The sequence below is a fragment of the Dyella sp. CR10 genome (genome assembly GCF_055814425.1).
In genome coordinates this window covers 2,430,284-2,449,584 of record NZ_CP185986.1, presented here as the reverse complement: position 1 = coordinate 2,449,584, position 19,301 = coordinate 2,430,284, and the positions used below count along the sequence as shown (strand labels likewise).

The 19,301-nt window shown below is 61.3% G+C and carries 26 protein-coding genes; 12 read left to right on the top strand and 14 right to left on the bottom strand.

The annotated features are described in order from the left end of the window. Window positions 1–8: 8 nt before the first annotated feature. Both ACNR9O_RS10925 and ACNR9O_RS10920 read right to left on the bottom strand, forming a co-directional pair. On the bottom strand, window positions 9–659 hold the full coding sequence (locus ACNR9O_RS10925) for a response regulator (protein ID WP_473680632.1): 651 nt from the start codon (window positions 657–659) through the stop codon (window positions 9–11). Next, window positions 650–1,909: a sensor histidine kinase gene (locus tag ACNR9O_RS10920; protein WP_473680634.1), complete on the bottom strand. Its 1,260-nt coding sequence runs from the start codon at window positions 1,907–1,909 to the stop codon at window positions 650–652. The genes ACNR9O_RS10925 and ACNR9O_RS10920 overlap by 10 nt, the downstream gene beginning before the upstream one ends. A 20-nt stretch (window positions 1,910–1,929) precedes the next feature. Between ACNR9O_RS10920 and ACNR9O_RS10915 the strand changes: the two genes are divergently transcribed. Together ACNR9O_RS10915 and ACNR9O_RS10910 are read left to right on the top strand one after the other, a co-directional pair. Continuing rightward, window positions 1,930–3,012: a serine hydrolase domain-containing protein gene (locus tag ACNR9O_RS10915; protein ID WP_473680636.1), complete on the top strand. Its 1,083-nt coding sequence runs from the start codon at window positions 1,930–1,932 to the stop codon at window positions 3,010–3,012. Between the two features lie 603 nt (window positions 3,013–3,615). Next, window positions 3,616–3,918, top strand: coding sequence for a hypothetical protein (locus ACNR9O_RS10910; protein ID WP_473680638.1), 303 nt, complete (start codon window positions 3,616–3,618; stop codon window positions 3,916–3,918). A gap of 308 nt (window positions 3,919–4,226) precedes the next feature. Here the strand turns inward: ACNR9O_RS10910 and ACNR9O_RS10905 are convergent, their stop codons facing one another. Beyond that, window positions 4,227–4,685 carry a winged helix-turn-helix transcriptional regulator gene (locus ACNR9O_RS10905; RefSeq protein ID WP_473680640.1) on the bottom strand — a complete coding sequence of 153 codons (459 nt, stop codon included), beginning with the start codon at window positions 4,683–4,685 and terminating at the stop codon, window positions 4,227–4,229. A gap of 96 nt (window positions 4,686–4,781) precedes the next feature. Here ACNR9O_RS10905 and ACNR9O_RS10900 point away from each other — a divergent pair, with 96 nt between their 5' ends. Beyond that, window positions 4,782–5,723, top strand: a complete 942-nt coding sequence (locus ACNR9O_RS10900; RefSeq protein ID WP_473680642.1) for an aromatic alcohol reductase — start codon at window positions 4,782–4,784, stop codon at window positions 5,721–5,723. A gap of 171 nt (window positions 5,724–5,894) precedes the next feature. Here the strand turns inward: ACNR9O_RS10900 and ACNR9O_RS10895 are convergent, their stop codons facing one another. Further along, window positions 5,895–6,302: a hypothetical protein gene (locus ACNR9O_RS10895; protein WP_473680644.1), complete on the bottom strand. Its 408-nt coding sequence runs from the start codon at window positions 6,300–6,302 to the stop codon at window positions 5,895–5,897. Between ACNR9O_RS10895 and ACNR9O_RS10890 the strand changes: the two genes are divergently transcribed. The 5 genes from ACNR9O_RS10890 (at window position 6,301) to ACNR9O_RS10870 (ending at window position 9,675) form a co-directional block, all read left to right on the top strand. Then, a complete protein-coding gene (locus ACNR9O_RS10890) occupies window positions 6,301–6,621 on the top strand; it encodes a DUF5676 family membrane protein (RefSeq protein WP_473680646.1) in 321 nt (106 codons plus the stop codon). The genes ACNR9O_RS10895 and ACNR9O_RS10890 overlap by 2 nt on opposite strands. Before the next feature lie 144 nt (window positions 6,622–6,765). Next, on the top strand, window positions 6,766–7,086 hold the full coding sequence (locus tag ACNR9O_RS10885; protein ID WP_473680648.1) for a high-potential iron-sulfur protein: 321 nt from the start codon (window positions 6,766–6,768) through the stop codon (window positions 7,084–7,086). Between the two features lie 43 nt (window positions 7,087–7,129). After that, a complete protein-coding gene (locus ACNR9O_RS10880) occupies window positions 7,130–7,471 on the top strand; it encodes a heavy metal-binding domain-containing protein (protein ID WP_473700726.1) in 342 nt (113 codons plus the stop codon). Window positions 7,472–8,012: 541 nt separating this feature from the next. Continuing rightward, the gene (locus ACNR9O_RS10875) at window positions 8,013–8,570 is read left to right on the top strand and encodes a hypothetical protein (RefSeq protein WP_473680652.1); all 558 of its coding nucleotides are present in this window, start codon (window positions 8,013–8,015) and stop codon (window positions 8,568–8,570) included. A gap of 160 nt (window positions 8,571–8,730) precedes the next feature. Further along, complete coding sequence (locus ACNR9O_RS10870) at window positions 8,731–9,675, top strand: hypothetical protein (RefSeq protein ID WP_473680654.1); 945 nt, start codon at window positions 8,731–8,733, stop codon at window positions 9,673–9,675. 175 nt (window positions 9,676–9,850) lie between these two features. Here ACNR9O_RS10870 and ACNR9O_RS10865 read toward each other — a convergent pair whose 3' ends face one another. Together ACNR9O_RS10865 and ACNR9O_RS10860 are read right to left on the bottom strand one after the other, a co-directional pair. Then, window positions 9,851–10,852, bottom strand: a complete 1,002-nt coding sequence (locus ACNR9O_RS10865; RefSeq protein WP_473680656.1) for an aldo/keto reductase — start codon at window positions 10,850–10,852, stop codon at window positions 9,851–9,853. Beyond that, the gene (locus tag ACNR9O_RS10860) at window positions 10,819–11,763 is read right to left on the bottom strand and encodes an EamA family transporter (RefSeq protein ID WP_473680658.1); all 945 of its coding nucleotides are present in this window, start codon (window positions 11,761–11,763) and stop codon (window positions 10,819–10,821) included. The genes ACNR9O_RS10865 and ACNR9O_RS10860 overlap by 34 nt, the downstream gene beginning before the upstream one ends. Window positions 11,764–11,805: 42 nt before the next feature. On the opposite strand from ACNR9O_RS10860, the gene ACNR9O_RS10855 reads away from it, so the two are divergent. Next, window positions 11,806–12,327, top strand: coding sequence for an Lrp/AsnC family transcriptional regulator (locus tag ACNR9O_RS10855; protein ID WP_473680660.1), 522 nt, complete (start codon window positions 11,806–11,808; stop codon window positions 12,325–12,327). A gap of 96 nt (window positions 12,328–12,423) precedes the next feature. Here ACNR9O_RS10855 and ACNR9O_RS10850 read toward each other — a convergent pair whose 3' ends face one another. Together ACNR9O_RS10850 and ACNR9O_RS10845 are read right to left on the bottom strand one after the other, a co-directional pair. Next, on the bottom strand, window positions 12,424–13,659 hold the full coding sequence (locus ACNR9O_RS10850; RefSeq protein WP_473680662.1) for a serine hydrolase domain-containing protein: 1,236 nt from the start codon (window positions 13,657–13,659) through the stop codon (window positions 12,424–12,426). Between the two features lie 95 nt (window positions 13,660–13,754). Further along, a complete protein-coding gene (locus tag ACNR9O_RS10845) occupies window positions 13,755–14,240 on the bottom strand; it encodes a hypothetical protein (protein ID WP_473680664.1) in 486 nt (161 codons plus the stop codon). A 540-nt stretch (window positions 14,241–14,780) separates the two neighbouring features. Between ACNR9O_RS10845 and ACNR9O_RS10840 the strand changes: the two genes are divergently transcribed. The 3 genes from ACNR9O_RS10840 to ACNR9O_RS10830 all read left to right on the top strand — a co-directional run bounded on the left by ACNR9O_RS10840 (window position 14,781) and on the right by ACNR9O_RS10830 (window position 16,564). Continuing rightward, window positions 14,781–15,434 (top strand): class I SAM-dependent methyltransferase, encoded by a 654-nt coding sequence (locus ACNR9O_RS10840; protein WP_473680666.1) that lies wholly within the window; start codon window positions 14,781–14,783, stop codon window positions 15,432–15,434. Window positions 15,435–15,560: 126 nt separating this feature from the next. Then, on the top strand, window positions 15,561–16,130 hold the full coding sequence (locus tag ACNR9O_RS10835; RefSeq protein WP_473680668.1) for a YdeI/OmpD-associated family protein: 570 nt from the start codon (window positions 15,561–15,563) through the stop codon (window positions 16,128–16,130). 167 nt (window positions 16,131–16,297) lie between these two features. After that, the gene (locus tag ACNR9O_RS10830) at window positions 16,298–16,564 is read left to right on the top strand and encodes a hypothetical protein (protein WP_473680670.1); all 267 of its coding nucleotides are present in this window, start codon (window positions 16,298–16,300) and stop codon (window positions 16,562–16,564) included. 178 nt (window positions 16,565–16,742) lie between these two features. Here the strand turns inward: ACNR9O_RS10830 and ACNR9O_RS10825 are convergent, their stop codons facing one another. From ACNR9O_RS10825 to ACNR9O_RS10800, 6 genes are all read right to left on the bottom strand, one after another. Continuing rightward, on the bottom strand, window positions 16,743–17,009 hold the full coding sequence (locus tag ACNR9O_RS10825; protein WP_473680672.1) for a hypothetical protein: 267 nt from the start codon (window positions 17,007–17,009) through the stop codon (window positions 16,743–16,745). A gap of 55 nt (window positions 17,010–17,064) precedes the next feature. Next, on the bottom strand, window positions 17,065–17,562 hold the full coding sequence (locus ACNR9O_RS10820; protein ID WP_473680674.1) for a hypothetical protein: 498 nt from the start codon (window positions 17,560–17,562) through the stop codon (window positions 17,065–17,067). Window positions 17,563–17,635: 73 nt separating this feature from the next. Then, complete coding sequence (locus tag ACNR9O_RS10815; protein WP_473680676.1) at window positions 17,636–17,992, bottom strand: hypothetical protein; 357 nt, start codon at window positions 17,990–17,992, stop codon at window positions 17,636–17,638. A 58-nt stretch (window positions 17,993–18,050) separates the two neighbouring features. Continuing rightward, complete coding sequence (locus tag ACNR9O_RS10810) at window positions 18,051–18,398, bottom strand: hypothetical protein (RefSeq protein ID WP_473680678.1); 348 nt, start codon at window positions 18,396–18,398, stop codon at window positions 18,051–18,053. A gap of 84 nt (window positions 18,399–18,482) precedes the next feature. After that, on the bottom strand, window positions 18,483–18,779 hold the full coding sequence (locus tag ACNR9O_RS10805; RefSeq protein WP_473680680.1) for a hypothetical protein: 297 nt from the start codon (window positions 18,777–18,779) through the stop codon (window positions 18,483–18,485). 130 nt (window positions 18,780–18,909) lie between these two features. Further along, window positions 18,910–19,224 (bottom strand): hypothetical protein, encoded by a 315-nt coding sequence (locus ACNR9O_RS10800; protein WP_473680682.1) that lies wholly within the window; start codon window positions 19,222–19,224, stop codon window positions 18,910–18,912. Between the last annotated feature and the right edge of the window lie 77 nt (window positions 19,225–19,301).

Sequence of the window (19,301 nt, the reverse complement as noted above, 5' to 3'; positions counted from 1 at the left end):
CTTCGCCCTTAGATAATCCGCAACGTAATCGCCTTCAGCACGGCCCGCGTGCGATCCCGCGTCCCCAGCTTGTCGAAGATATCCATCAGGTAATTCTTCACCGTCCCCTCGGCCACATGAATAGCCAGGCCGATTTCGCGGTTGGTGTAGCCGCCGGCCAGCAGGCGGAGGATATCGGTCTCGCGTTTGCTGAAGCCGCTCGTGGGCACGCTCTGATCGTCGTAGGCATAGCGGGCGCGTACCGCGTCGGTGGCGATGGGGGCGATCACCGTGCGTCCGGCGGCGACCTGCTCGATGGTGTCGACCAGTTCGAGCGGCGAGGCGTCCTTCAGCAGGAAACCGCGCGCGCCGGCGTCGATGGCTTTGAGGGCGTAGTCCGCGTCGTCGAAGGTGGTGAGCAGGATCACCGGGGGCGCGGCGGCGACGTGGCGCAGCTGCCGACACACCTCGAAGCCATCCAGGCCGGGCATGCGGATGTCGCACAGCACGACGTCGACCGCCACGCGCTGCAAGGCGTCCAGCAGCGCGTGTCCGTCCGGCGCTTCGGCCACGACGTGCAATGCGGCGAAGCCACCGAGCAGAGCCTTGAGGCCGCCGAGCACCAGCGCTTGGTCATCGGCGAGGGCGATGCGCAGTCGGCGCGGCTCGATCACGGGCATAGCGGCAACCAGGCACGGAGGTGGAAACCATGATCCTCCGCGCGGCCGAATACCAGGTCGCCGCCCAGCGCTTGCATGCGCTCGCGCATGCCGGTCAGGCCGTGGCCGGCGTGCGGCGCGTCGCGGCCTTGGCCGTCGTCGCGCATGTCCAGCACGATCTCGTCGCCCTCGCGGTGCAGGCGCACCCATAGCTGCTCGGCGTCGCCGTGGCGGGCCGCGTTGGTCAGCCCTTCCTGGAAGGCGCGCAGCAGCGCGTCGGCCTGTTCCAGCGTCGGCACGCGTGTGTGGTCGGCGATCTCCAGTTGCACGCGCGGGCGTGGAAACGGGGCGGCCATGCTTTCCAGCGCGGCGCGCAAGTCCAGCCCATCGTGCACGCGCAACTGGCGCACCACGGCGCGCAGGTCGTCCAGCAGCTCCTCGGTGAGGCGGGTGCACAGAGCGATGACCTGCGCCTGATCGAGCTGCGGGTTGTGCGTGAGCGCGCTGAGGTTGAGCCGCAGCGCGGTGAGCTTGTGGCCGGCCACGTCGTGCAGCTCGCGCGACAGGCGCAGGCGCTCCTGGCTGCGTGCGATCTCCGCCAGCATGCCGCGCGTGGCCAGCAGTTCCGCGTGCGCCTGGGCCAACCGCGTGCGCGCCTGCTCGGTACGCAGCATCGAAGTGACCAGCAGGATGGCGAGCAGCTGGAGGCTGGCGTGCAGGCCGACGTACGTGTACGGCGTATCCATCTGGCGAAACGCCAGCACCACCGCCAGCAGCAGGGCGGTGGCAACGACATAGACGGCGATCAGCCAGCGCGTGCGCAGCAAGCTGGCGAAAGCCAGCATCGGGATGATCAGCAGGGCCGCCGCCGAGTTGTAGCGATACAGCGCGACAAGCACCAACGCCATGCCCAGCAGCACCGCCGCCAGCAGCAGGCGCGCGGTACGTGGCGGCCGCCCTGCGAGCGAACCCAGGAAGACCAGCGCGAACAGCGCGTGCAAGCCCGGCACCAGCGCGTACACGGGCAACGCGCTCGCCGCCGCCGTCGGCACGATCGGGTCAAACCACAACTCCAGGCCGACAGCCAGCCAGGCCACACCCCCGGCCATGGCCATCGCGGCAGACAGAAAGGAAGAGGGCCGGCTCATGCGCGGAGCTTCGCCCAGCGCCCGGGCCGAGGCAAGGCGATTGGCAAAGTGGTGACTTTCGTCACCCGCCTGGGTGACTTCCGGTGTCTGCATGGCGGGCCAGGCGATTCGGATACTGCCCATCGCCTTCCCGGAGACACGTCATGAATCACACGGGCAAACGCCTGATCAAACGCATCGCGATCGCCCTGGCATTGCTGATCGCCATCGCGCTGGGCATCACCGCCATACCCGCCATCGTCGTCGGCGACCGCAACGCCTTCGCCACCGCCTTGCCGAACGCCCCCGTGGCGCGTCCCGAGGCGATTCGCGAGGCCTACGGCTTCCTCGCCAAGAAGACGCGCTTCGATGCCTTCGTGGCCCTGCAGGACGGCCAGGAGCTGGCCCGCTGGGGCGAGGCGGATCTGCCGATCAACACCCACTCCGTGCGCAAGAGCCTGTTGAGCGGCCTGTACGGTATCGCCGTGGCGAAAGGCTATGTGCGGCTGGACCAGACGCTGGGCGAGCTGGGTATCGATGACAACGTGGTGCCGCTAACTGCCATGGAGAAAAGCGCCACCGTGCGCGACCTGCTGATGTCGCGCTCGGGCATCTATATCGAGGCGGCCGGCGAAGTGAAGGGCATGAAAGACCGGCGGCCACGCCGCGGCTCGCATAAGCCCGGCGAGTTCTTCTACTACAACAACTGGGATTTCAACGTGCTGGGCGTGATCTTCGAACAACGCACCGGCATGAGCATCGGCCAGGCCTTCAACGAATGGATCGCCAAGCCCACCGGCATGACCAGCTTCAAACCCGAGCACGTGATCTACGAGCAGCCCAGCTATACGCAGCACCGTCAGTTCGTGATCTTCCTGTCCGCCGCCGACCTGGCGCGCTTCGGCATGCTTTACGCACAAGGCGGGCGCTGGGGAACGACGCAGGTGATCCCTGCGCCGTGGGTGGCCGAAAGCACGCGCGCCTACTCGGCGGTGGCGGACATGGACCCCTTCGCCAGCTACGGCTACCTGTGGTGGATCGATCGCGACGGCAACGTGTGGGCCGACGGCTGGGGCGGCCAGTTCATGCTGATCGATGCCAGGCGCCACCAGGTGCTGGTGGCGTGCAACGACACCGGGCGCAGCCTTTTGCAGATGGCGTGGTTCGTGTTGTTCGACGGCGATGGCTGGCGCAGTCACCAGCAGCGGTTGCATGCGTTGATGGTGGAGGCGGCGGGGGAGGCGTGATGCGTTGCTGCCGTCGTGTTCGCGTTCGCCGCACGGCGCGTGTAGGCGCTATCGGATATCTCTGCAAAGCGCAGCAAGCACGCGTGATGCGCGTAGGCGCTTACAGACATGCCTCTATCGGTTTGCTAGTTTCGTTGGCGTTACCCGCGGAGTGATGCAACGCGCGACGCGGGTGACCATGGCAGCAATGCTGTGAGAAGCGCGGGCCGAAGGTGCAGCAACACCTCCGACCCGCTGACCATCACCAACTGACTACGGAGTTGATCATGGCTACCCCAGATCATACGGCACCCGCCCGCCCGCCGATCCCCTCGGCGACATCTTCACCGTCTATCCGAGCTGTCCGACGATCTCGCGGACACGATTGAGGCACCGCGGCGTCACGCGTTCCGCTGAAAGTCTTTCGAGCCGCCTCGCGTGGCACGTCTCCCTGTGCGATGGCGAAACACCCTGACGCCACATCCCACTTCCTCCATCAAGCCGCCCGGGGCCCAGGCATGGGCCATCGGTGACCCTTCGAATCCGTGTGATCGCGGCACGTCGAGCCTTTGGCGGCGTGCCGTTTACGGCACGAGGGCGCGGCACCCCTGCAAGGAGCTGCATATGCATGTCTTTGGCGAACCCTGGATTACGCGTAACGCCCACTACTTCTCCGATCCTGGCGCGGGCACGGAGGCGCTGTTGAACGACGCCACCGAGTGGTTGCAATACGCGCACCATCAGGTGCAACTGCTGACCGAACTGACTCACGAGTGCGGCAGCCCCGACCCGCGCCGGCTGGCGGTGATGCTCGAAGGCATCGCCGCGTTTATCGAGATGGGCGCGCGCTGCGCGGCACAGGCGCATCTGCGGATGCAGTGGCGGCAGGTGCAGGAAGGGGCGGAGCCCCGGATGACCACGCTTTAGCGAGGCATGCCCGTCGGGTATGCCGCCTGACGCTTGATGCCGATGGGTAACGATGGTGAGGCGGGGGGCAGCGACGTATTGCGCGGCATGGACTACCCCGGCCTTCTCGATATCGCTCCTGGCCGCCGCGGCTTGACCGGCGGCGTTCGATGGTCACGTGATGTCCACGAGACTAGGTGATCGCGCATAGAGGGCCGCAGGCGTTGGAGCATGGCGGCGAGCTGCGGTCATGGCGCAACTTGCGCGTCGCAAGTGGGGCGGACGCTTGGCGCGATTCAGGCTAAAGACGTTACCTGTGACGCTAACGATTACTTAGATGCTTTCGGACCTGAAGGCATCGCCGTGGGTGTTTGCCAGGAAGGTTTTTTGCCCTCTTGACTATCGAAAAGGCGGCGCGCCTTGCGGAAGTCCTCAACGTTTTCAACCACCCAGGTCCAGACAGGGGACATGCGGATCAACAGTTCCCTGCCCAGCGGCGTCAGCTCGTACTCGACACGGGGCGGAATTTCATCGAACTCCCGTCGAATCAGCAGGCCATCCCGCTCCATGGTGCGCAGCGTCTTTGTCAACATTCGCTGAGTCACACCAGCCATCTGCCTTTTCAGCTCGGCGTGGCGCATTTTGCCGTACACGCCCAAGGCATGCAGGATGCCCAAGGACCAGCGGCTGCCTGCATGAGCGAGGACTTCCCGCCTGACGCCATCATCGTCGTCTCTGAGCGTTCGGCAGATGGCTTCTGCCTGGCTAAGAGTTTCATGATCGGTCATGTCGCCCCCTGGTATCACGCGTGTGCCTTCTTACGAGTGCTGCCGGATCGTGCAAGCATTTGCGCATCCTACAGGCAATAGTTATCGGGAGAAATCATGACCGAACTAACCCAGCATTCCCCCCAATCCATTCTCGTTCTAGGCGCCGGTGAGCTTGGGCTTCCGGTTTTGCGCAACCTTGCGCGGGTGGCGAAGCGCGCGCCCGGATCCACCATCAGCGTCCTGCTCAGGGATTCGACCATCAACACCCAGGTGCCTGGGAAAAGGGCGGAAATCGATGAGCTTCGGGGCCTGGGCGTCCAAATGGTCGCCGCGGATCTGGTGAACGATTCAATCGATCAGCTTGCCGAGGTATTCGCACGGTTCGACACCGTCATCGGTTGCGCCGGCATGGTCGCGGGTCGAGAAACCCCCATGAAGTTGGCTACGGCAGCGCTCAGGGCCGGCGTGAAGCGCTATTTCCCGTGGCAGTTTGGCGTCGACTTCGAAGTGATCGGTCGGGGCAGTCCTCAGGATCTCTTCGATGCACAGCTGGATGTGCGCGAGCTGCTTCGCGCCCAAGATAAAACCGAATGGGTCATCATCTCGACAGGTATGTTCACCAGCTTCCTTTTCGAGCCGGTCTTTGAGGTGGTGGATTTCGAAAACGATACCGTGAACGCGCTCGGCAGTCTCGAGAACAGCGTGACGCTCACGACACCAGACGACATCGGTGCTCTGACGGCGGAGATCGTTTTCTTCGAACCCCGCTTCCGCAATCAAATCATCTACCTCTCTGGCGACACTGTGTCGTATGGGCAAGTTGCGAGCATGCTTGAACGAGTGCTGGGGCGCCCGTTCACGCGTAACGTGTGGACTGTTCCTTATCTGATGAAGGCATTGGAGGAAGACCCCACGCACCACATCAAAAAGTACCGCGCCGTGTTCGCGCAAGGTCGAGGTGTGGCGTGGCCTAAAGCGGTCACTTTCAACGAGCAGCAGTCGATTCAAGTCACCACCGCCGAAGAATGGGCTCGGGAAAACCTTGCGAGTCATTGAGCGCATAGGCAGGTAACCGAACGTTTCCGCGCCAGGCGTATATCTGGTCAGAAGCTCCTAAGAAGACGCGATCGAGCGCCGTCCTCGAGCCGAAGATGATGCTCTGGGGCGGCCATGCGGCGCAGGCTCGGGACATCGAGGCACGATCGTTGGTTTTGGACACGCCGAGGATCAAAACGGCCAGGAAGCGATTGGATTCGCGTTGGTTGAATATCCAGGGCGCGGCATGTGACGACATGCTTCCTGAGAAGCATGTCCGCTTTCGATGGCTGTCTTCGTATCGCCGCGTAAGGCGATGGCGTCGAAGCGTGGGATACCCAGCTCCATCGGCTTGCTTTCGAACAGCGCTTGCTGGGCGGTGACGCCCGGCATGCCATCGCCGGCGCATGCATGGCCATCATTGATCCATATCAATATGCCTCCCCGGCGGGTATCTACGCTGACATCGACAGTATCGAAGATCGATCCTGGAGAAAGGCCATGCAAGTCGGGAACGTCGCGTATTTCCTGGTCTGGGCCGCCCTCATTTTCTTGATGATGCGCTACGGGTGCGGCGCGCACGTCATGGGGCACCGCCATGGCTGCTAATGCCACATCGTTCGCATCGCGTACGCGTGAGCGCGGGGCCCCCAATGTCGCGCGGACCATTCCGGTGATCGCACTGGGCATGGCGCTGAGCGCGTTTTTTACGACGTCATACATTCTGTGCGTCATCGGCTATCTCGCTTTCCCGAGCTTGCCGGTAGATCACGCGGCCTTGGCCATTTTCCTTCCAGGCTTCCAGTTGCTGAGTTGGTCGACCTTCCTTCTGGGGCTCGTCGAGAGCGTCGCATGGGGATGGTATGTGGCCCTGGTCCTCGGGCCGCTCTACAACTTCTTCGCGGCACGCATGACGTGAATACCTATCCCAACGTGTGGGCTTTATCCGTGCCAAAGGCTTGCAGGCGAATGGCGGGCAGGCGGTGCCTGTGTCCGGCCCTTTGACGGCGGTGAGTGGGTCGATGCGATGAGGTCAGTGCCGATGTCTGAGGTTTCGCCACGCATGCTCAGTCGCCGCCATTTCCTGACCCGGTTGGCGTTGGGCGCGACCGTGCTGGGTGTGATGCGTCTGCCCGTCGCCAGGGCGGCAGAGCTGCCGCATCTGAATCCGGACGACCCCGTCGCCAAAGCGCTGGCCTATACGGAGCAGGCGGCCACCGTGGACGCCAAGGCCGAGGTCAAGTTCAAGAGCGGCAGCCGCTGCGCGAATTGCAACTTCTTCCAGGCCGCCCAGGCGGCCGGTGGCTACGCACCATGCACGATCTTTCCCGGCCGGTCGGTCAATCAGGGCGGCTGGTGCCGGGCCTGGGCACCCAAGCCGTGACGTCGTTTCTTGCTCGCATAACCGCTCCGTTGGCGGCGGCGCCATGGATCGTGGATCGGGGTGGGCCGCCTTGGTGCGCCACGCTGTCGTTCTCCATCGCACGTCGGACCGTTCCGCGCGTTTCAGCTTCGCAGCAGGGAGCCGTGCCGCCATGCCGGTAAACGTCGTCTATACATGCCCCATGCACCCTCAGATCCGGCTGTTCGCGCCGGGCCAGTGCCCGATCTGCGGTATGACGCTTGAGCCTGTGGACGGCATCGAAGAGCAGGGTGGTGCGCTCGAATTGCGCGGGCGTTGGCGCGGGCGCAAGTCGGCATCGCCATGGGGACCGACACGGACGTCGCGATGCAGTCGGCAGGCATCACCTTGCTCAAGGCCAACCTGAGTGGCCTGTCCAGTGCGGTGACCTTGTCGCACCGGACCATGCGGAGCCTTTGCCAGAACTCTTCTTCGCCTTCGCCTGCAACGCGCCGGGCGTTTCTTTCGAGGCGGGCCTGTCATGCCCGTTTTCGGTGGCGCATGCCGAAGTCTCGCCGCGTGTTTGCCACGGCGCGGCAAAGAGGGAAGGGCGGTATTAACCGTTTGGTCCCTTTAGCCGTGCACGGGGATTATTCACGTCATTTCCACTAGGTCGCGTGATAGCGTCAGCAAGCTATAGGGGAACCCAGGAACTCAAATCGGCCAGGATGGGCCCATTTGCTGCGTCACGTCATGGCCGTCGGGTCTTCCGGCGCCTTTTGGTGTTTCTACTGGCTGGCCTGACTCTCTGGCTGCGTGCTGGCGTGTTTCATCGTGCTTGCTTATCCGCCATCGGGTACCGCCCGATGGGCGGCGAGCTGTTGCGCCTTCGCGCCGTGCCATTTGGTTGATCGAATGCCATCGACTTAAAGCCAATAGCCGCATCTCTCAACAAGGAAGGTACCCATATGAATACCCAAACGCGTCGTTTCGGTTATGCGCTGGCGTGCACCGCGCTGTCGTTCACCGCTCTCGCTTATGCAAGCGCCGCTGCCGCGGCTCCGGTCACGGGCGTGGCCAAGGCCAGACTGACTCACGTCTTCGCCACCCTGCAGAACGGCCAGCCCGACACCAAGCCGGAAGACATCGCCGCCTGCAAGAAGCAGGTGTCTTCACCCAACTCCCGCTACCTCGGCATCACCGTCAGCACGCATTATTCGGTCGATGCGCAGACCATGATCATGAGCGCGTTCTCGAAGCTGCCATCGCCGCAGGGCACCAAGCCGATCATGCTCACCATCAAGCTGTCGCCCCTGGGTATTGCCGGGGAGTACGCCTTCGGCGTGTTCCGGCCGACCGAGCTGCCGGATACGTATGTGCTGTTCTCGATGGGGACGAACTTCAAGGGCGCCAAGTCGTCGATCCTGGTGCTCAATGAGGGGAAGGAATTCAACTGCCTGGTGAGCAGTGACGCTTCGCCGTTTAGTGGTGGGGTTAGTGCGAAGCTGGGGGCGGATCAGAAGTAAAATGCAACTGGGACGGAGTAGATGAGGTGACCGTTGGGTCGATTTAACTACCTCCGTCCCCTTTATCACACGCGTTCTGTTGTTCAGTACCAACGCCCTGCTCAAATCCAGCCAGAATGGGTGTTCAGGTCGACGGGAATCCGCACTTAAGGTAACGCAAATGTCTTCCCGTCTGCTCCGAACTCAAGTTATTTCTACCTTCGAGGATCACTGGAGGAACGCGCAAGATAAATACCGTCTCGAGGCGGTCAGCTACTTCACGACTTTGTATGATCGATTCTGTAGTGAGGGTCTGGCGGATCCGATTTTCGAGACAGAGCTAACAAGCGGAGATCCATCGAGGTACGCCCAACGCGTGGCGGAAATGATGCTCGCCGATCATTTGTGGCGAGCCGGATTTACGTTGAGTAGCGCCGCGGAAGGCCCTGACCTGAAAGCACAGAAGAATGGGAAGTCAGTCTGGTTGGAGCTCGTAACACCGACTCCGAAGGATATTGATCCGGACTATCTGAAACTACCGGTGCCGGGAGAGGTTGGGCCAGCGCACAACGTGCCTCACGCTGAACAGGCTCTCAGATGGACTGCCGGTATCGTCGAGAAATCGCGCAAGCTTCTTGGTCATGCGGAGCGTTGCAAGAAAGGGTACCTACAGAAAGGCATCGTGCGTAGCGACGAATCCTATGTCATCGTAGTCAACTCTCAGCTGCTCGACGCCTTCCATTTTACGATTAACGGGGTAAGCCAAACTCCTTTCCCGGTGGAAATGGTATTTGCAGTCGGACCGATGGCGGTGGCAATAAACCCCGCATCGATGGAAGTCGAGTGGTCCGGGCATATGCAACGGCGCGCCATTCCGAAGCCCGATGCCGAGAGTGTCCCTTCAGACCTGTTCCTGCACCCCGAGTCTGGCCCGATAAGTGGGCTGCTTGGAATTGACCTCTATGAGCCCGTTATCTGGGGTAAAGAGCACCCGTCTGCGATGGTCTATAACCCCTATGCCACCAACCCGATCGATCTTGCTTTGATACCAGCGATGGAGCACTGGGGGGCAATAATTGACGATAGCGGATACCGGGTGAATCGATTGGACGCGGCAAAAAAGTGAGTCATCCTGCTTTACAGGTGATAAGGGGCCGGAGGCAGTTAAGGCAACGATGCCATCCTGCGCCTGGTCGCGAGTCGACGATCACCCTCTCTAGCTCCGCCCCCCCAGGTATGCTCGCTGTCGGCGAGAGGCGAGCCCCGCCGACAGAACACGAGACATCCACAATTCCTTCTGCTCAATCATCCACGCCAGGCACGGCTATGCCCGCGATGGCCTTGGGTCGGTACGGCGCCTCCAATACGCGCTTTTCCGCGGCGGGCAGTTGCAGATCGAGCGCTCCCACGGCTTCCTCCAGATGATGCATGCGGGTGGCTCCTACGATCGGCGCCGTCACCGCCGGTTGTTGCAGCAGCCAGGCGAGCGCGACCTGGGCGCGGGTGGCGCCGATACGTGCCGCCACCTCGCCGACGCGGTCGATCACCTGATGATCGGCTTCGCGCGTATCTGCATAGAGGCCGTCGCCCCATGGGTCGGAGCCGCCGCGCACGGTGCTCGGTGCTTCTTCCCAAGCGCGCGCGAGGCGGCCTCGTGCCAGCGGGCTCCAGGGCACCACGCCGATGCCCTGGTCACGGCACAGGTCGAGCATCTCGCGCTCTTCTTCGCGATACAGCAGGTTGTAGTGCGGCTGCATTGATACGAAACGCGTCCAGCCATGCAGCGTGGCGGTGAATAGGGCTTTGGCGAATTGCCAGGCCATCATCGTGGAGGCACCCAGGTAGCGTGCCTTGCCAGCCTTGACCACGTCGTGCAGCGCCTCGAGCGTCTCCTCGATGGGCGTGTGCGGATCCCAGCGGTGGATCTGGTAAAGGTCGACGTAATCCGTGCCGAGCCGGCGCAGGCTGGCGTCGATCTCGGCCATCACCGCCTTGCGCGACAGGCCGCGGGCGTTGGCGCCGTTGTGCATGGGATAGAACAGCTTGGTCGCGATCACCACCTCCTCGCGGCGCGCGCCATCGCGCAGCGCGCGACCGAGTACTTCCTCGCTCGCGCCTTGCGAATACATGTTGGCGGTGTCGAAGTAGTTGATGCCAAGTTCGAGCGCGCGCCGAATGAATGGGCGACTGCTCGCCTCATCCAGGTGCCACGGGCGCTCGGCGGGCGTGACCTCATAGCTCATGCAGCCCAGGCAGATGCGGGAGACCTTCAGTCCGGAGGCTCCGAGTCGGACGTATTCCATGAACGTACCTCGCGTGGATCAGTGGGAGAAGAAGAAGGAGCATCGGCGTGTGGGCGGTGCAGTGCGACGGCGGCGATCACCAGCGCAATGCCCAGTGCCTCGCGCGGGCCGGGGAACTGGCGCAAGACCAACGCACCGACCAGGCAGGCGATCGCCGGCAGCAACGACAGCAGCAGGGCGAAGCTCGCCCGCGGCAAGCGCGCCATCGCGAACTGGTCGCACACATACGGGATCACCGAGGAACAGAGGCCGACGCCGGCACCGGCCGCCAGCAGCACCGGACTGGTCATGGCCGGCCAGGCAGGAACGAAGCCCAGCAACGTGGCCGGAACCATGGCCACCAGCATGGCGGCGGCTAGGCGGTCGACCGGCTCGCTGCCGTCATGCGTCGCCGCTGCCAGTCGGTGGCCGAGCACGACGTAGAGCGTAAACAGCGCCGCATTCGCGAAGGCGAAGAGCAGGGCAGGCAGCGAGCCTCCCAGGTGTGCACGTGTCAGCAGGGCGATACCTGCGGTGGCCAACCCCAGCGCGACCCGGTTGCGCGGCGTGCGCAGACCGGCCGCTGCCAAGGCAATGGGCCCGATGAATTCGATCGCGCCGACCGTACCTAGCGGCAAGCCGTCGATGGCGAGGTAGAAGCAGGCATTCATGCCTCCGATGGCTAGCCCGAGCCCGGCCATCGTGCGACGCGTGTGCGCGTTCTGTTGCTGCAGGTAGCGCCACGGACGCCGCCATACGGCAAGCAGCAGCGCCGCGCTCGCGATACGCAGCCAGGCCACGCCCAGGGGCGGGACGCGGGCGAACAGCAGTACGGCGAAGGCGGGGCCGAGGTAATGGAACAGGGCGCTCGCCACGAACCAGGCAGGCGCGGGAAGTGCGGTAGTGAGGGGCTTGGGCAGGGCCGCTTTCATGCCTCCACTTTTGCAAAGCGAAGGCGCATCATCCATGGCGCCTTGAAGGCCCATGCCGGTGATTTCCACCCTTTTCCAACTGAAGTGAACGTCATGCCTAAGATTTCAAATCTGCTCGCCGACGTGCGGAACATCGAGCTGCTTGAGGCCCTGCTGGAGGACCCTCGCCAGCCGGTGACGCGGCTCGCCGTGACCGTCGGCATGTCAGCGCCGGCAGTGAAGGAGCGCCTCAACCGGCTGGAAGATGCGGGCGTGATACGCGGCTGCCGGCTGGAGCTGGACCCGGCTGCGCTTGGTTGGCCGATTACCGCTTACGTGCGCGTACGCCCTGCACCAGGGCAGCTGGCAAAAATTGCCGAACTCGCCCGCGCGATGCCACAAGTGGCCGAATGTCACCGCGTCACGGGCGAAGACTGCTTTGTCATCAAGGTGCACCTGGATGCGCTCGAGCATCTGGATCGGATACTCGATCAGTTCCTTCAGTACGGCCAGACCACGACGTCGATCGTGCAATCCACACCGGTGCCTCTGCGGGCGCCGCCGCTTCCGATGGGGAAGGGTTGAGGCTGCGTTTTTCTTGCGCCAAAAAACGGCGCGATAAAGGGGCGGAGGTAGTTAAGGCAACAATGCCGTTCAACCGGCCGACGCACTTAACGCATATCAGCCAAGAAGGACCTGCTCTCCAAACCCGTCTATCGCCTTCTGACTCAAGTCGGTGTTGTTGAGTACCACCAACGTGGCCTTGCCATCCAGCCGGTGTGCGAGGAGCGAACGATAGCCGTCTACGCGTCCCGTTTCCCAGGCGAACCGTTTCGTTTCGCCCGCGATCGTGAACGACTTGACGCGTCCACCAAGCGCATAAGACTCCTCGGGCACGAGAACCGTGCTGAGTGCTTCGCGAGACGCCGCACTGAGATGCGCCGTGCCGTAGACGCCCTGCGCCATGCGCACAAGATCGGGGACGGTGCCGCAATAGCCGCCGGAGGCCACCGTGTATGCCAGCGGCGGATACATTTTTCTGACAGGCGGCTCTATCGTGGCGTAACCAGCGGCGACCTGGGCGCGTGTGCGCTCAACGTAACCCGGGGAGATGCCTGTGGCGCGCAGTGGCGCCAGGGTGAGCGCATCGACGACTTCGACAAAATCGTTGCCGGTGACCGTTTCGATAATGCCTTTGACAATAATCCAGTTGGTGAAGTCATAGGCAAAGCGACTGCCCGGCTCGAACGCGAGATCGCCGGAGCAGAAGGCTTTGATCGCTTCGCCAGTGGAGAAGGACTTGGTCCACAGGCCGGGATCGGCCTTCGGGTTAAAGCCATTGGGGATGCCGCTGGCATTGGATAGCAGATGTTTCAGCTTCACCTTGGCGCCGGTGTCTCGCCGATAGGTGGGGAGGTAATCGGCGATGGTGCCATCGAGCGTCAATTTGCCTTGATCGACCAGTTTCAGCACCGTGATCGAGGTGATCCATTTGGAAATGGATGCGAGGGGATAGAGCGTGTCCAGCGACGCCTTCCGTCCGGCTTCCACATCGGCCATGCCGAAAGCTTGCGAAAACGCCACACGTCCTTCTCGCACGAGATGAATGACGCCATGGAAGCCGTTGGCCTTGACGAAGGCGTTGACCGCTTCTTGAAGAGCGTCACTTTCGCTGGAAGCCATCGCTCGAAGGGGCGGCGCCATCCAGGCGGCCGCTATCGCAGCAGCGGAAATCCGGATGAAATCCCGTCTGCCACATCCCCCTGTTGCCATGTTCCGTTCCTTTTTTGCGTGTCGTCGAGCGCGCTGATTGTCGGAGACTGGAGCCGAATACTCAGACTTCGGAGTGTCCAGGTGGGTGGCGTTGCATTCGCATGCATTGTTCCCCTTGTGGTTGGCCGCCAGCACGATGATCATCCGGCAGCGTCGCCGATCCTAAGCCGGGGATGGCGGTCCGGGGTAGTGCCTGTCGTCCGGTGCCCGTATGCATGCCGATGCTTTCAGCCGTGCTTTCACGGGCTATTTTTGAGGGAGAAATAGCCCACCAAGGCCTTCCCATCGGGCAGCGGATGGGACTGGGCCACCGCGAGCAACTGTCCATTGGACAGCCTCCAAATCGAGGACGCGACGGGCTCGGTCTCCCTGGCGTCTTTCGCGATCTCTTTGGCGTGGTAGGCAGCGTCGAGGCGATTGTTGAGTTCCGCATGGAGCACAACCCATTGCGGCCCAATCTCCGGAACATAACCAACGAACACGAACACCCGCTGCCCGGTGATCTGATAGCCCTTCGCCTGGACTTGCGCCGTGACCCCTTGAACGAAAACCGCCTGCTCCTCCGGATAGGTATTCGCATCGATGGGCGTTTGAGGATGGAAAGCCATGCTGATGGGCAATTGATCCAGAAACATGGAAGGATCTTTCACGGGCGTTGCGCAAGCGCTTACTCCAGCCATCAAAACAGTCGTAACGATGGATGCGGCACGGGCAAAAGATTTCATGTCAGCGCACCAGGATCGGCCGCTCTTCTTGCGGTGCGCCGTTAAGGCGGTCATACATCTGATCGACGGGCATGGCTTTTGTCTCGCGTGCGGGGAGTCGATGAGGCTGTTCACCGGTCAGGGCGTATATCGCGTCTGCTTAGACCGGCCGTTCGAACCCTAGCTCTACCTCATATACGCAGGCAACAGCAGCGCCGGAAGAACAACTGGCCCGCGCACGCGCGACGCTTTCTCGACAAACCATTCTGGGCTACTGCGCTATTCTCGGCGCCATGGTGTTGCTGATCGCAGGCGGCGGCGTGGTGCCGTGGATGGAATGGCAAGCCTAAGGGGATGCGAGGGCGCGCACCGCGGCGACAAACGTCAGCGCGGAAACGGCTGTCGCTTTTGCCAAGGTCGACATGACCTCATGCGGAGGAAGTCCTGCGTGAAGCTCGATCCGAAGGTACCGCGCCGGGGCGACAAGGGTGAATATGTCTTGATGGAGGGTCAAGCGGTCGGAATAACGGAGAGTCAGGTTCATCTCCTTTAAAACCATCGTTGTCTCTTATCGCCGAGGTCGCCAAGATGAGTACCGACCGGGACACCATAAGATCGTATGACATGACGGCGGCGGCGTACGCTGCCGAGGCTGCGGCCATGCCCGAATGGGTGGCGATCGAGATGGATGCGTTCGTGGCCGCCCTGGGTGGCTCGGGACGCGTGCTGGAGATCGGAAGTGGCGGCGGACGAGATGCGCTTGCGCTCGAGAAGCGAGGGATGAGCGTTCGACGCACCGATGTTTCGAAGGGTTTCGTCGAACTGCTCCGCCAGCATGGCTTCGAGGCCGACCTGCTGGATCCGTTGACCGACGACCTTGCCGACCCACAACGTCCCGGTACGCCGTACGACGGGATCTGGGCCTGCGCGTGCCTTATCCACGTCGTGCGCGAGGATCTCGGCACGGTGCTGAGACGACTTGCAGGTGCGACCCGGGCCGGTGGCCAACTGCACGCCTCGGTCAGGGATGGCGATGGCGAGGGTGTGTCCACACACGGCAGCGGCGCGGCACGTCGGTATTACACGGAGACGTACTGGCGCGAGCCTGACCTGCGATCCGCGCTCACAGATGCCGGCTGGATAGTCAGTGAGATACGTCGCTGCATGGGGCGCCCCGATGATTGGTGGCTGAGCGTTCGGGCGAGCAGGGCATGAGGTATGTAAATCTCCAGGTCGGGTTGTATGCGCGGGCGTCTAGCCCCCATTAATTCGTTTCGTTTTGAGAAACTTGCGGCGAATATGCCGAGACCGATCGTGATATCCATGACACGGGGCATCGCCATGACGGAATCGCATCTCACATTTGCAAGCCAGAAGGCATGGGAAAGCTGGTTGGCGAAGAACGGAAGTACGTCGACCGGGACATGGCTGCGCCTGGCGAAGAAGGGTGCCAAGCAACCGACCTTGACCTATGCGCAAGCGTTGGAGAGCGCACTCTGCTATGGCTGGATCGATGGTCAGAAGCAGGCCGAGAGCGAGGAATACTGGCTACAGCGCTTCACGCGACGCTCCGCGAAAAGCATCTGGTCCAAGATCAACACCGACAAGGCCGAAGCACTGATCGCCGCCGGCAGAATGCGTCCGCCCGGCATGCTGGAAATCGAGAAGGCCAAGAACGATGGTCGCTGGGAACGAGCCTATGCCTCCCCCGGCAACTCGACCGTACCGGAAGACCTGCAGGCCGCCTTGGACGCCAACCCCAAGGCCAGGGCGTTCTTCTCCACGCTGAAGAGCCGCAACCGCTACGCCATCCTGTTTCGGATACAGAATGCGAAGAAGCCCGAAACGCGAGCGCGCAAGATCGAGGAGTTCATTGGCATGTTGAGCCGGGGTGAAACCTTTCATCCTTAGGGACGGCTGTCATGAGATGGCTGGCCGCATGACCAAGTAACGGATTCGGGTTCGCGATCTCCTGACCATCCATTCGCTCTACAAATGCCGATAGGGGAGGAAGAGTCCGCTATGGGCGAAGCGGACATAGCGGACAACTAGGCCATTGCCAGTTCGTTACGCAAACCTTGAGTACCTCTCTGCTCGCAGGCGTACCAGCGGGACCCTTCAAATCTGCACTCTCCACCAAGGTTATCGGCATCAAAGCTGCAATTGTCGAATGCACACTCGGCAAGACGGCTCCCGGGAAACCCACAGCCAAGGAAAAGGCAATTCTTGAATGTCACGGCAATGAGCGTGGCGCAATTGAACGAGGCCATGTAGAACCGGCAGTCCTCGAACGTGCAGTCAATAAACCCGGCAGTTACGTGAGTGCCTTCTTCGTCCAAGCCTGAAAATGTACAGAACCGGAAGACGTCATCTTCCCAGTTCGCTGATTCGGCCAAATGGCCGCTGAAGACTTCGTTTTCTATCTGCACTTCACTCAGCCTCCTCTTCCTTGATCGGCAATGTGCGCAGTCAGAAGTGGACATTGTGCCTTCGCCGTTCGGGATCCATATCGCCTTGATTGATTCACCTGATCCGACCGTACACATCCCCGCCGGTCAGGTCGTTTGCCTTACGGAGAAGGTCTTCGATGGCAAAGTATTCCGGGCCACTGTCCTGCTTCCTGATCGCCAAGTCCATGCAAATTGATCTCAATTCAGCAGTGAGACCAAACATGGACTTCAGAACCTCCGGGTCGTAGATACGGCTACCTGAGGCAGGGGTGCCGAGTCGAAGAGCTTCGGCATAGTCTCCAGCCTCGACCAATTTTCGAATTCGATCCGAAAGTTCCACGTTTGAACCCCTCGGTAATGTCTGCTACGGGTCGGAAGCGGACCTTGGCCAAAGGTCAGGACGCCTTTCGCAGCAAGCTCTTGGATCGTGCGAATTCGAGGACCTTGTCCACGCTCGGCTGTTTGTATTTGAAGTCGCCAGGTCGAGATCGCCACTTGATGTTCGAACGCCCCTTCATGCCGAAGGTCAATTCGTGGCGCCGAGCGCCGAACGTCATCTTCAGACCGAAAAGGGTTGCAACAAAGAGTGCACCTACTGGAATACGTCCATCCGGACCCATGGCTTCCCAGTTTGTTGCCATCACGTAGAGCGCGATTAGCGCGACAAGGCTCAGGAGCGCTCCAGCTACGATGATGTGCACCGGACGACGGTCGCTATAGGCGATGGAAGTACATTGTTCGATGGGGATCTGGACCAGCTCTCCACCCGACATTGAGCCGAACTTTCGCTTGAGAAAATCAATGCGCCTTGATGTCAAACCGGCGACTTGATTTAGTTGTCGACGGTACTCATCAGGAAACAGCAACGTCGCAACGAACTCTTCCTGTTCCACTGGATTCCCCATTGTCTTTTATGCCTCCCCCGAGGCCATCACCATTATGTCTGCTCCGGGTCGGAAGCAGACCTTATGGCCTTTCTATATGCCAGCCCAAGAACTGTTCAAGATCGTCGGCGGCCGCGTCTGCCTGCCCTCGAACATGCTCATCAGCATCGATCAGTCCGTAGGCGACAAGATCGTATACCGGCTCGTGTGGAAGCTGACGAAATCGGCGAGCCAAGTGCCCGAAACTAAGCAACGCGTTTCCCCGGACGAGCGGATCTGATGCTTGGACCGCCGCTAGCGAAACTTCGAGGGCCGGTGCCAGGGTGGACGAGTTCAGGGCCAGCCCGATAACGCCTTTTGCGGCAGAAATCCCGTCTCCGGCTTCCAGAAGCCTTAGAACGCCAATCGGCGAAATCCACTCTTCTTCTACGTACTCCATCGCTAGCCCTCTGGTTTTCTTCCTTGCCGAAAGGTCCGCTCCGGGTCGAAAGCGGACCCTAGGAAGACGCATGCTCCGCCCGTTCAAGAAATAGGCTTTGAAGGTCGCCGCCGAGATCCAGACCCTCATAAAGCAATTGAAACCTTCCGGTCGCGTTGCTCAAACCACACCCCCCATCGATGATGCCAAGCACGTTTGCAACGGCATCGATCGTCACCTGACGAGTAAGTTCCAAAAGGATATCGCGCTGATCGGTAGTTAGGTCGCCAAACAGCATCAAAACGCGCCGCCAATAAGGGTCAGCTGCCTGCCCTGGTTCGGTGTTCAGGAAAAGGGTCCGGTAGGTCGCGTTGTTTTCATCAACAACCGCAGCGCTCAGACCTGATACGAACTCATCGGACGTCATCGCCCTTCCTTAGTGTTGTGGCCTTGTCTCTACGGTAAATATGGAACTGTCCGCTGTGGGTCGGAAGCGGACTGTTGGAAGGCTTCACGCGCGGCGCCATGTCCTGGCCATCAGAGCGAATGCGGCAGCCCCATAGACGGCCACACCGAGCGGAATGCTTGCTACGAAAGCGATCAGATTAAGCGCCCCTCCCTCGTAAACAGGGTGCACCGCAGAGCCGACGTTGCCCAGTGGCGCGAACGATTGGAGCAGAGAGTTTTGCCAAAATAGTGCCTTTGCCAAGGATGCAAGTCCGGCTGAATCGGCAACAAAAGCCGCCCCGAGAAGCAAGAGCGTAGCCAAAATACCGGTACAGACGGCAAACAATGCACGCTGAAGCATCGCTTTCCCCTGATTAGTCTTGGTGCACTGAAGATGCCCGCTACGGGTCACGAGCGGACTATACGACGACTGTGGCCGCATTGTTCAGTACTGGACATCTACCCCAGACTAGGCGACCTGCAGGATGCATCTAGCCACTGAAGATGCCTCGCAGGATGAAAACCAGGACATAGATGCCGAAAGCAGACATCGCTATGAGGTTGGCCGCGCAAACATAGCGAAGCATGATGATGGTTGGCTTGATCGCATCAGGAACTGCTTCGAAGAACAGGGGGCGAAATCGAGCCGGCCCGGCTTTATGCAAAAGTTGGTCGCCAACCGAATTGAAAAGCCGCCTCGCCAAATCAGGAGCCTTCTGCTCAACTTCCGCCCGGCTCCCGTTCACCGTAAAGAACTCCACGATCATCGTGGTCAGCAAAAGAAAACCAAGAAAAAATGGAAGCATCAAAAGGATTCCTGGGGTTGCTCAGCCAGCTTCTTCTCTAGGCGCGTAGAAAAGGTAACGTCCGCTTCGGGTCGCAA

Coding starts and splice junctions, on each gene's coding strand:
- ACNR9O_RS10920 (WP_473680634.1), bottom strand. CDS start 1,909: ATGGGCAGTATCCGAATCGCCTGGCCCGCCATGCAGACACCGGAAGTC.
- ACNR9O_RS10895 (WP_473680644.1), bottom strand. CDS start 6,302: ATGGCGGTGCCCCATGACGTGCGCGCCGCACCCGTAGCGCATCATCAA.
- ACNR9O_RS10800 (WP_473680682.1), bottom strand. CDS start 19,224: ATGCTTCCATTTTTTCTTGGTTTTCTTTTGCTGACCACGATGATCGTG.
- ACNR9O_RS10835 (WP_473680668.1), top strand. CDS start 15,561: ATGACGGAATCGCATCTCACATTTGCAAGCCAGAAGGCATGGGAAAGC.
- ACNR9O_RS10900 (WP_473680642.1), top strand. CDS start 4,782: ATGACCGAACTAACCCAGCATTCCCCCCAATCCATTCTCGTTCTAGGC.
- ACNR9O_RS10915 (WP_473680636.1), top strand. CDS start 1,930: ATGAATCACACGGGCAAACGCCTGATCAAACGCATCGCGATCGCCCTG.
- ACNR9O_RS10925 (WP_473680632.1), bottom strand. CDS start 659: ATGCCCGTGATCGAGCCGCGCCGACTGCGCATCGCCCTCGCCGATGAC.
- ACNR9O_RS10905 (WP_473680640.1), bottom strand. CDS start 4,685: ATGACCGATCATGAAACTCTTAGCCAGGCAGAAGCCATCTGCCGAACG.
- ACNR9O_RS10850 (WP_473680662.1), bottom strand. CDS start 13,659: ATGATCATCGTGCTGGCGGCCAACCACAAGGGGAACAATGCATGCGAA.
- ACNR9O_RS10880 (WP_473700726.1), top strand. CDS start 7,130: ATGGATCGTGGATCGGGGTGGGCCGCCTTGGTGCGCCACGCTGTCGTT.
- ACNR9O_RS10890 (WP_473680646.1), top strand. CDS start 6,301: ATGGCTGCTAATGCCACATCGTTCGCATCGCGTACGCGTGAGCGCGGG.
- ACNR9O_RS10910 (WP_473680638.1), top strand. CDS start 3,616: ATGCATGTCTTTGGCGAACCCTGGATTACGCGTAACGCCCACTACTTC.
- ACNR9O_RS10845 (WP_473680664.1), bottom strand. CDS start 14,240: ATGAAATCTTTTGCCCGTGCCGCATCCATCGTTACGACTGTTTTGATG.
- ACNR9O_RS10815 (WP_473680676.1), bottom strand. CDS start 17,992: ATGGAGTACGTAGAAGAAGAGTGGATTTCGCCGATTGGCGTTCTAAGG.
- ACNR9O_RS10805 (WP_473680680.1), bottom strand. CDS start 18,779: ATGCTTCAGCGTGCATTGTTTGCCGTCTGTACCGGTATTTTGGCTACG.
- ACNR9O_RS10885 (WP_473680648.1), top strand. CDS start 6,766: ATGCTCAGTCGCCGCCATTTCCTGACCCGGTTGGCGTTGGGCGCGACC.
- ACNR9O_RS10875 (WP_473680652.1), top strand. CDS start 8,013: ATGAATACCCAAACGCGTCGTTTCGGTTATGCGCTGGCGTGCACCGCG.
- ACNR9O_RS10860 (WP_473680658.1), bottom strand. CDS start 11,763: ATGAAAGCGGCCCTGCCCAAGCCCCTCACTACCGCACTTCCCGCGCCT.
- ACNR9O_RS10870 (WP_473680654.1), top strand. CDS start 8,731: ATGTCTTCCCGTCTGCTCCGAACTCAAGTTATTTCTACCTTCGAGGAT.
- ACNR9O_RS10810 (WP_473680678.1), bottom strand. CDS start 18,398: ATGACGTCCGATGAGTTCGTATCAGGTCTGAGCGCTGCGGTTGTTGAT.
- ACNR9O_RS10865 (WP_473680656.1), bottom strand. CDS start 10,852: ATGGAATACGTCCGACTCGGAGCCTCCGGACTGAAGGTCTCCCGCATC.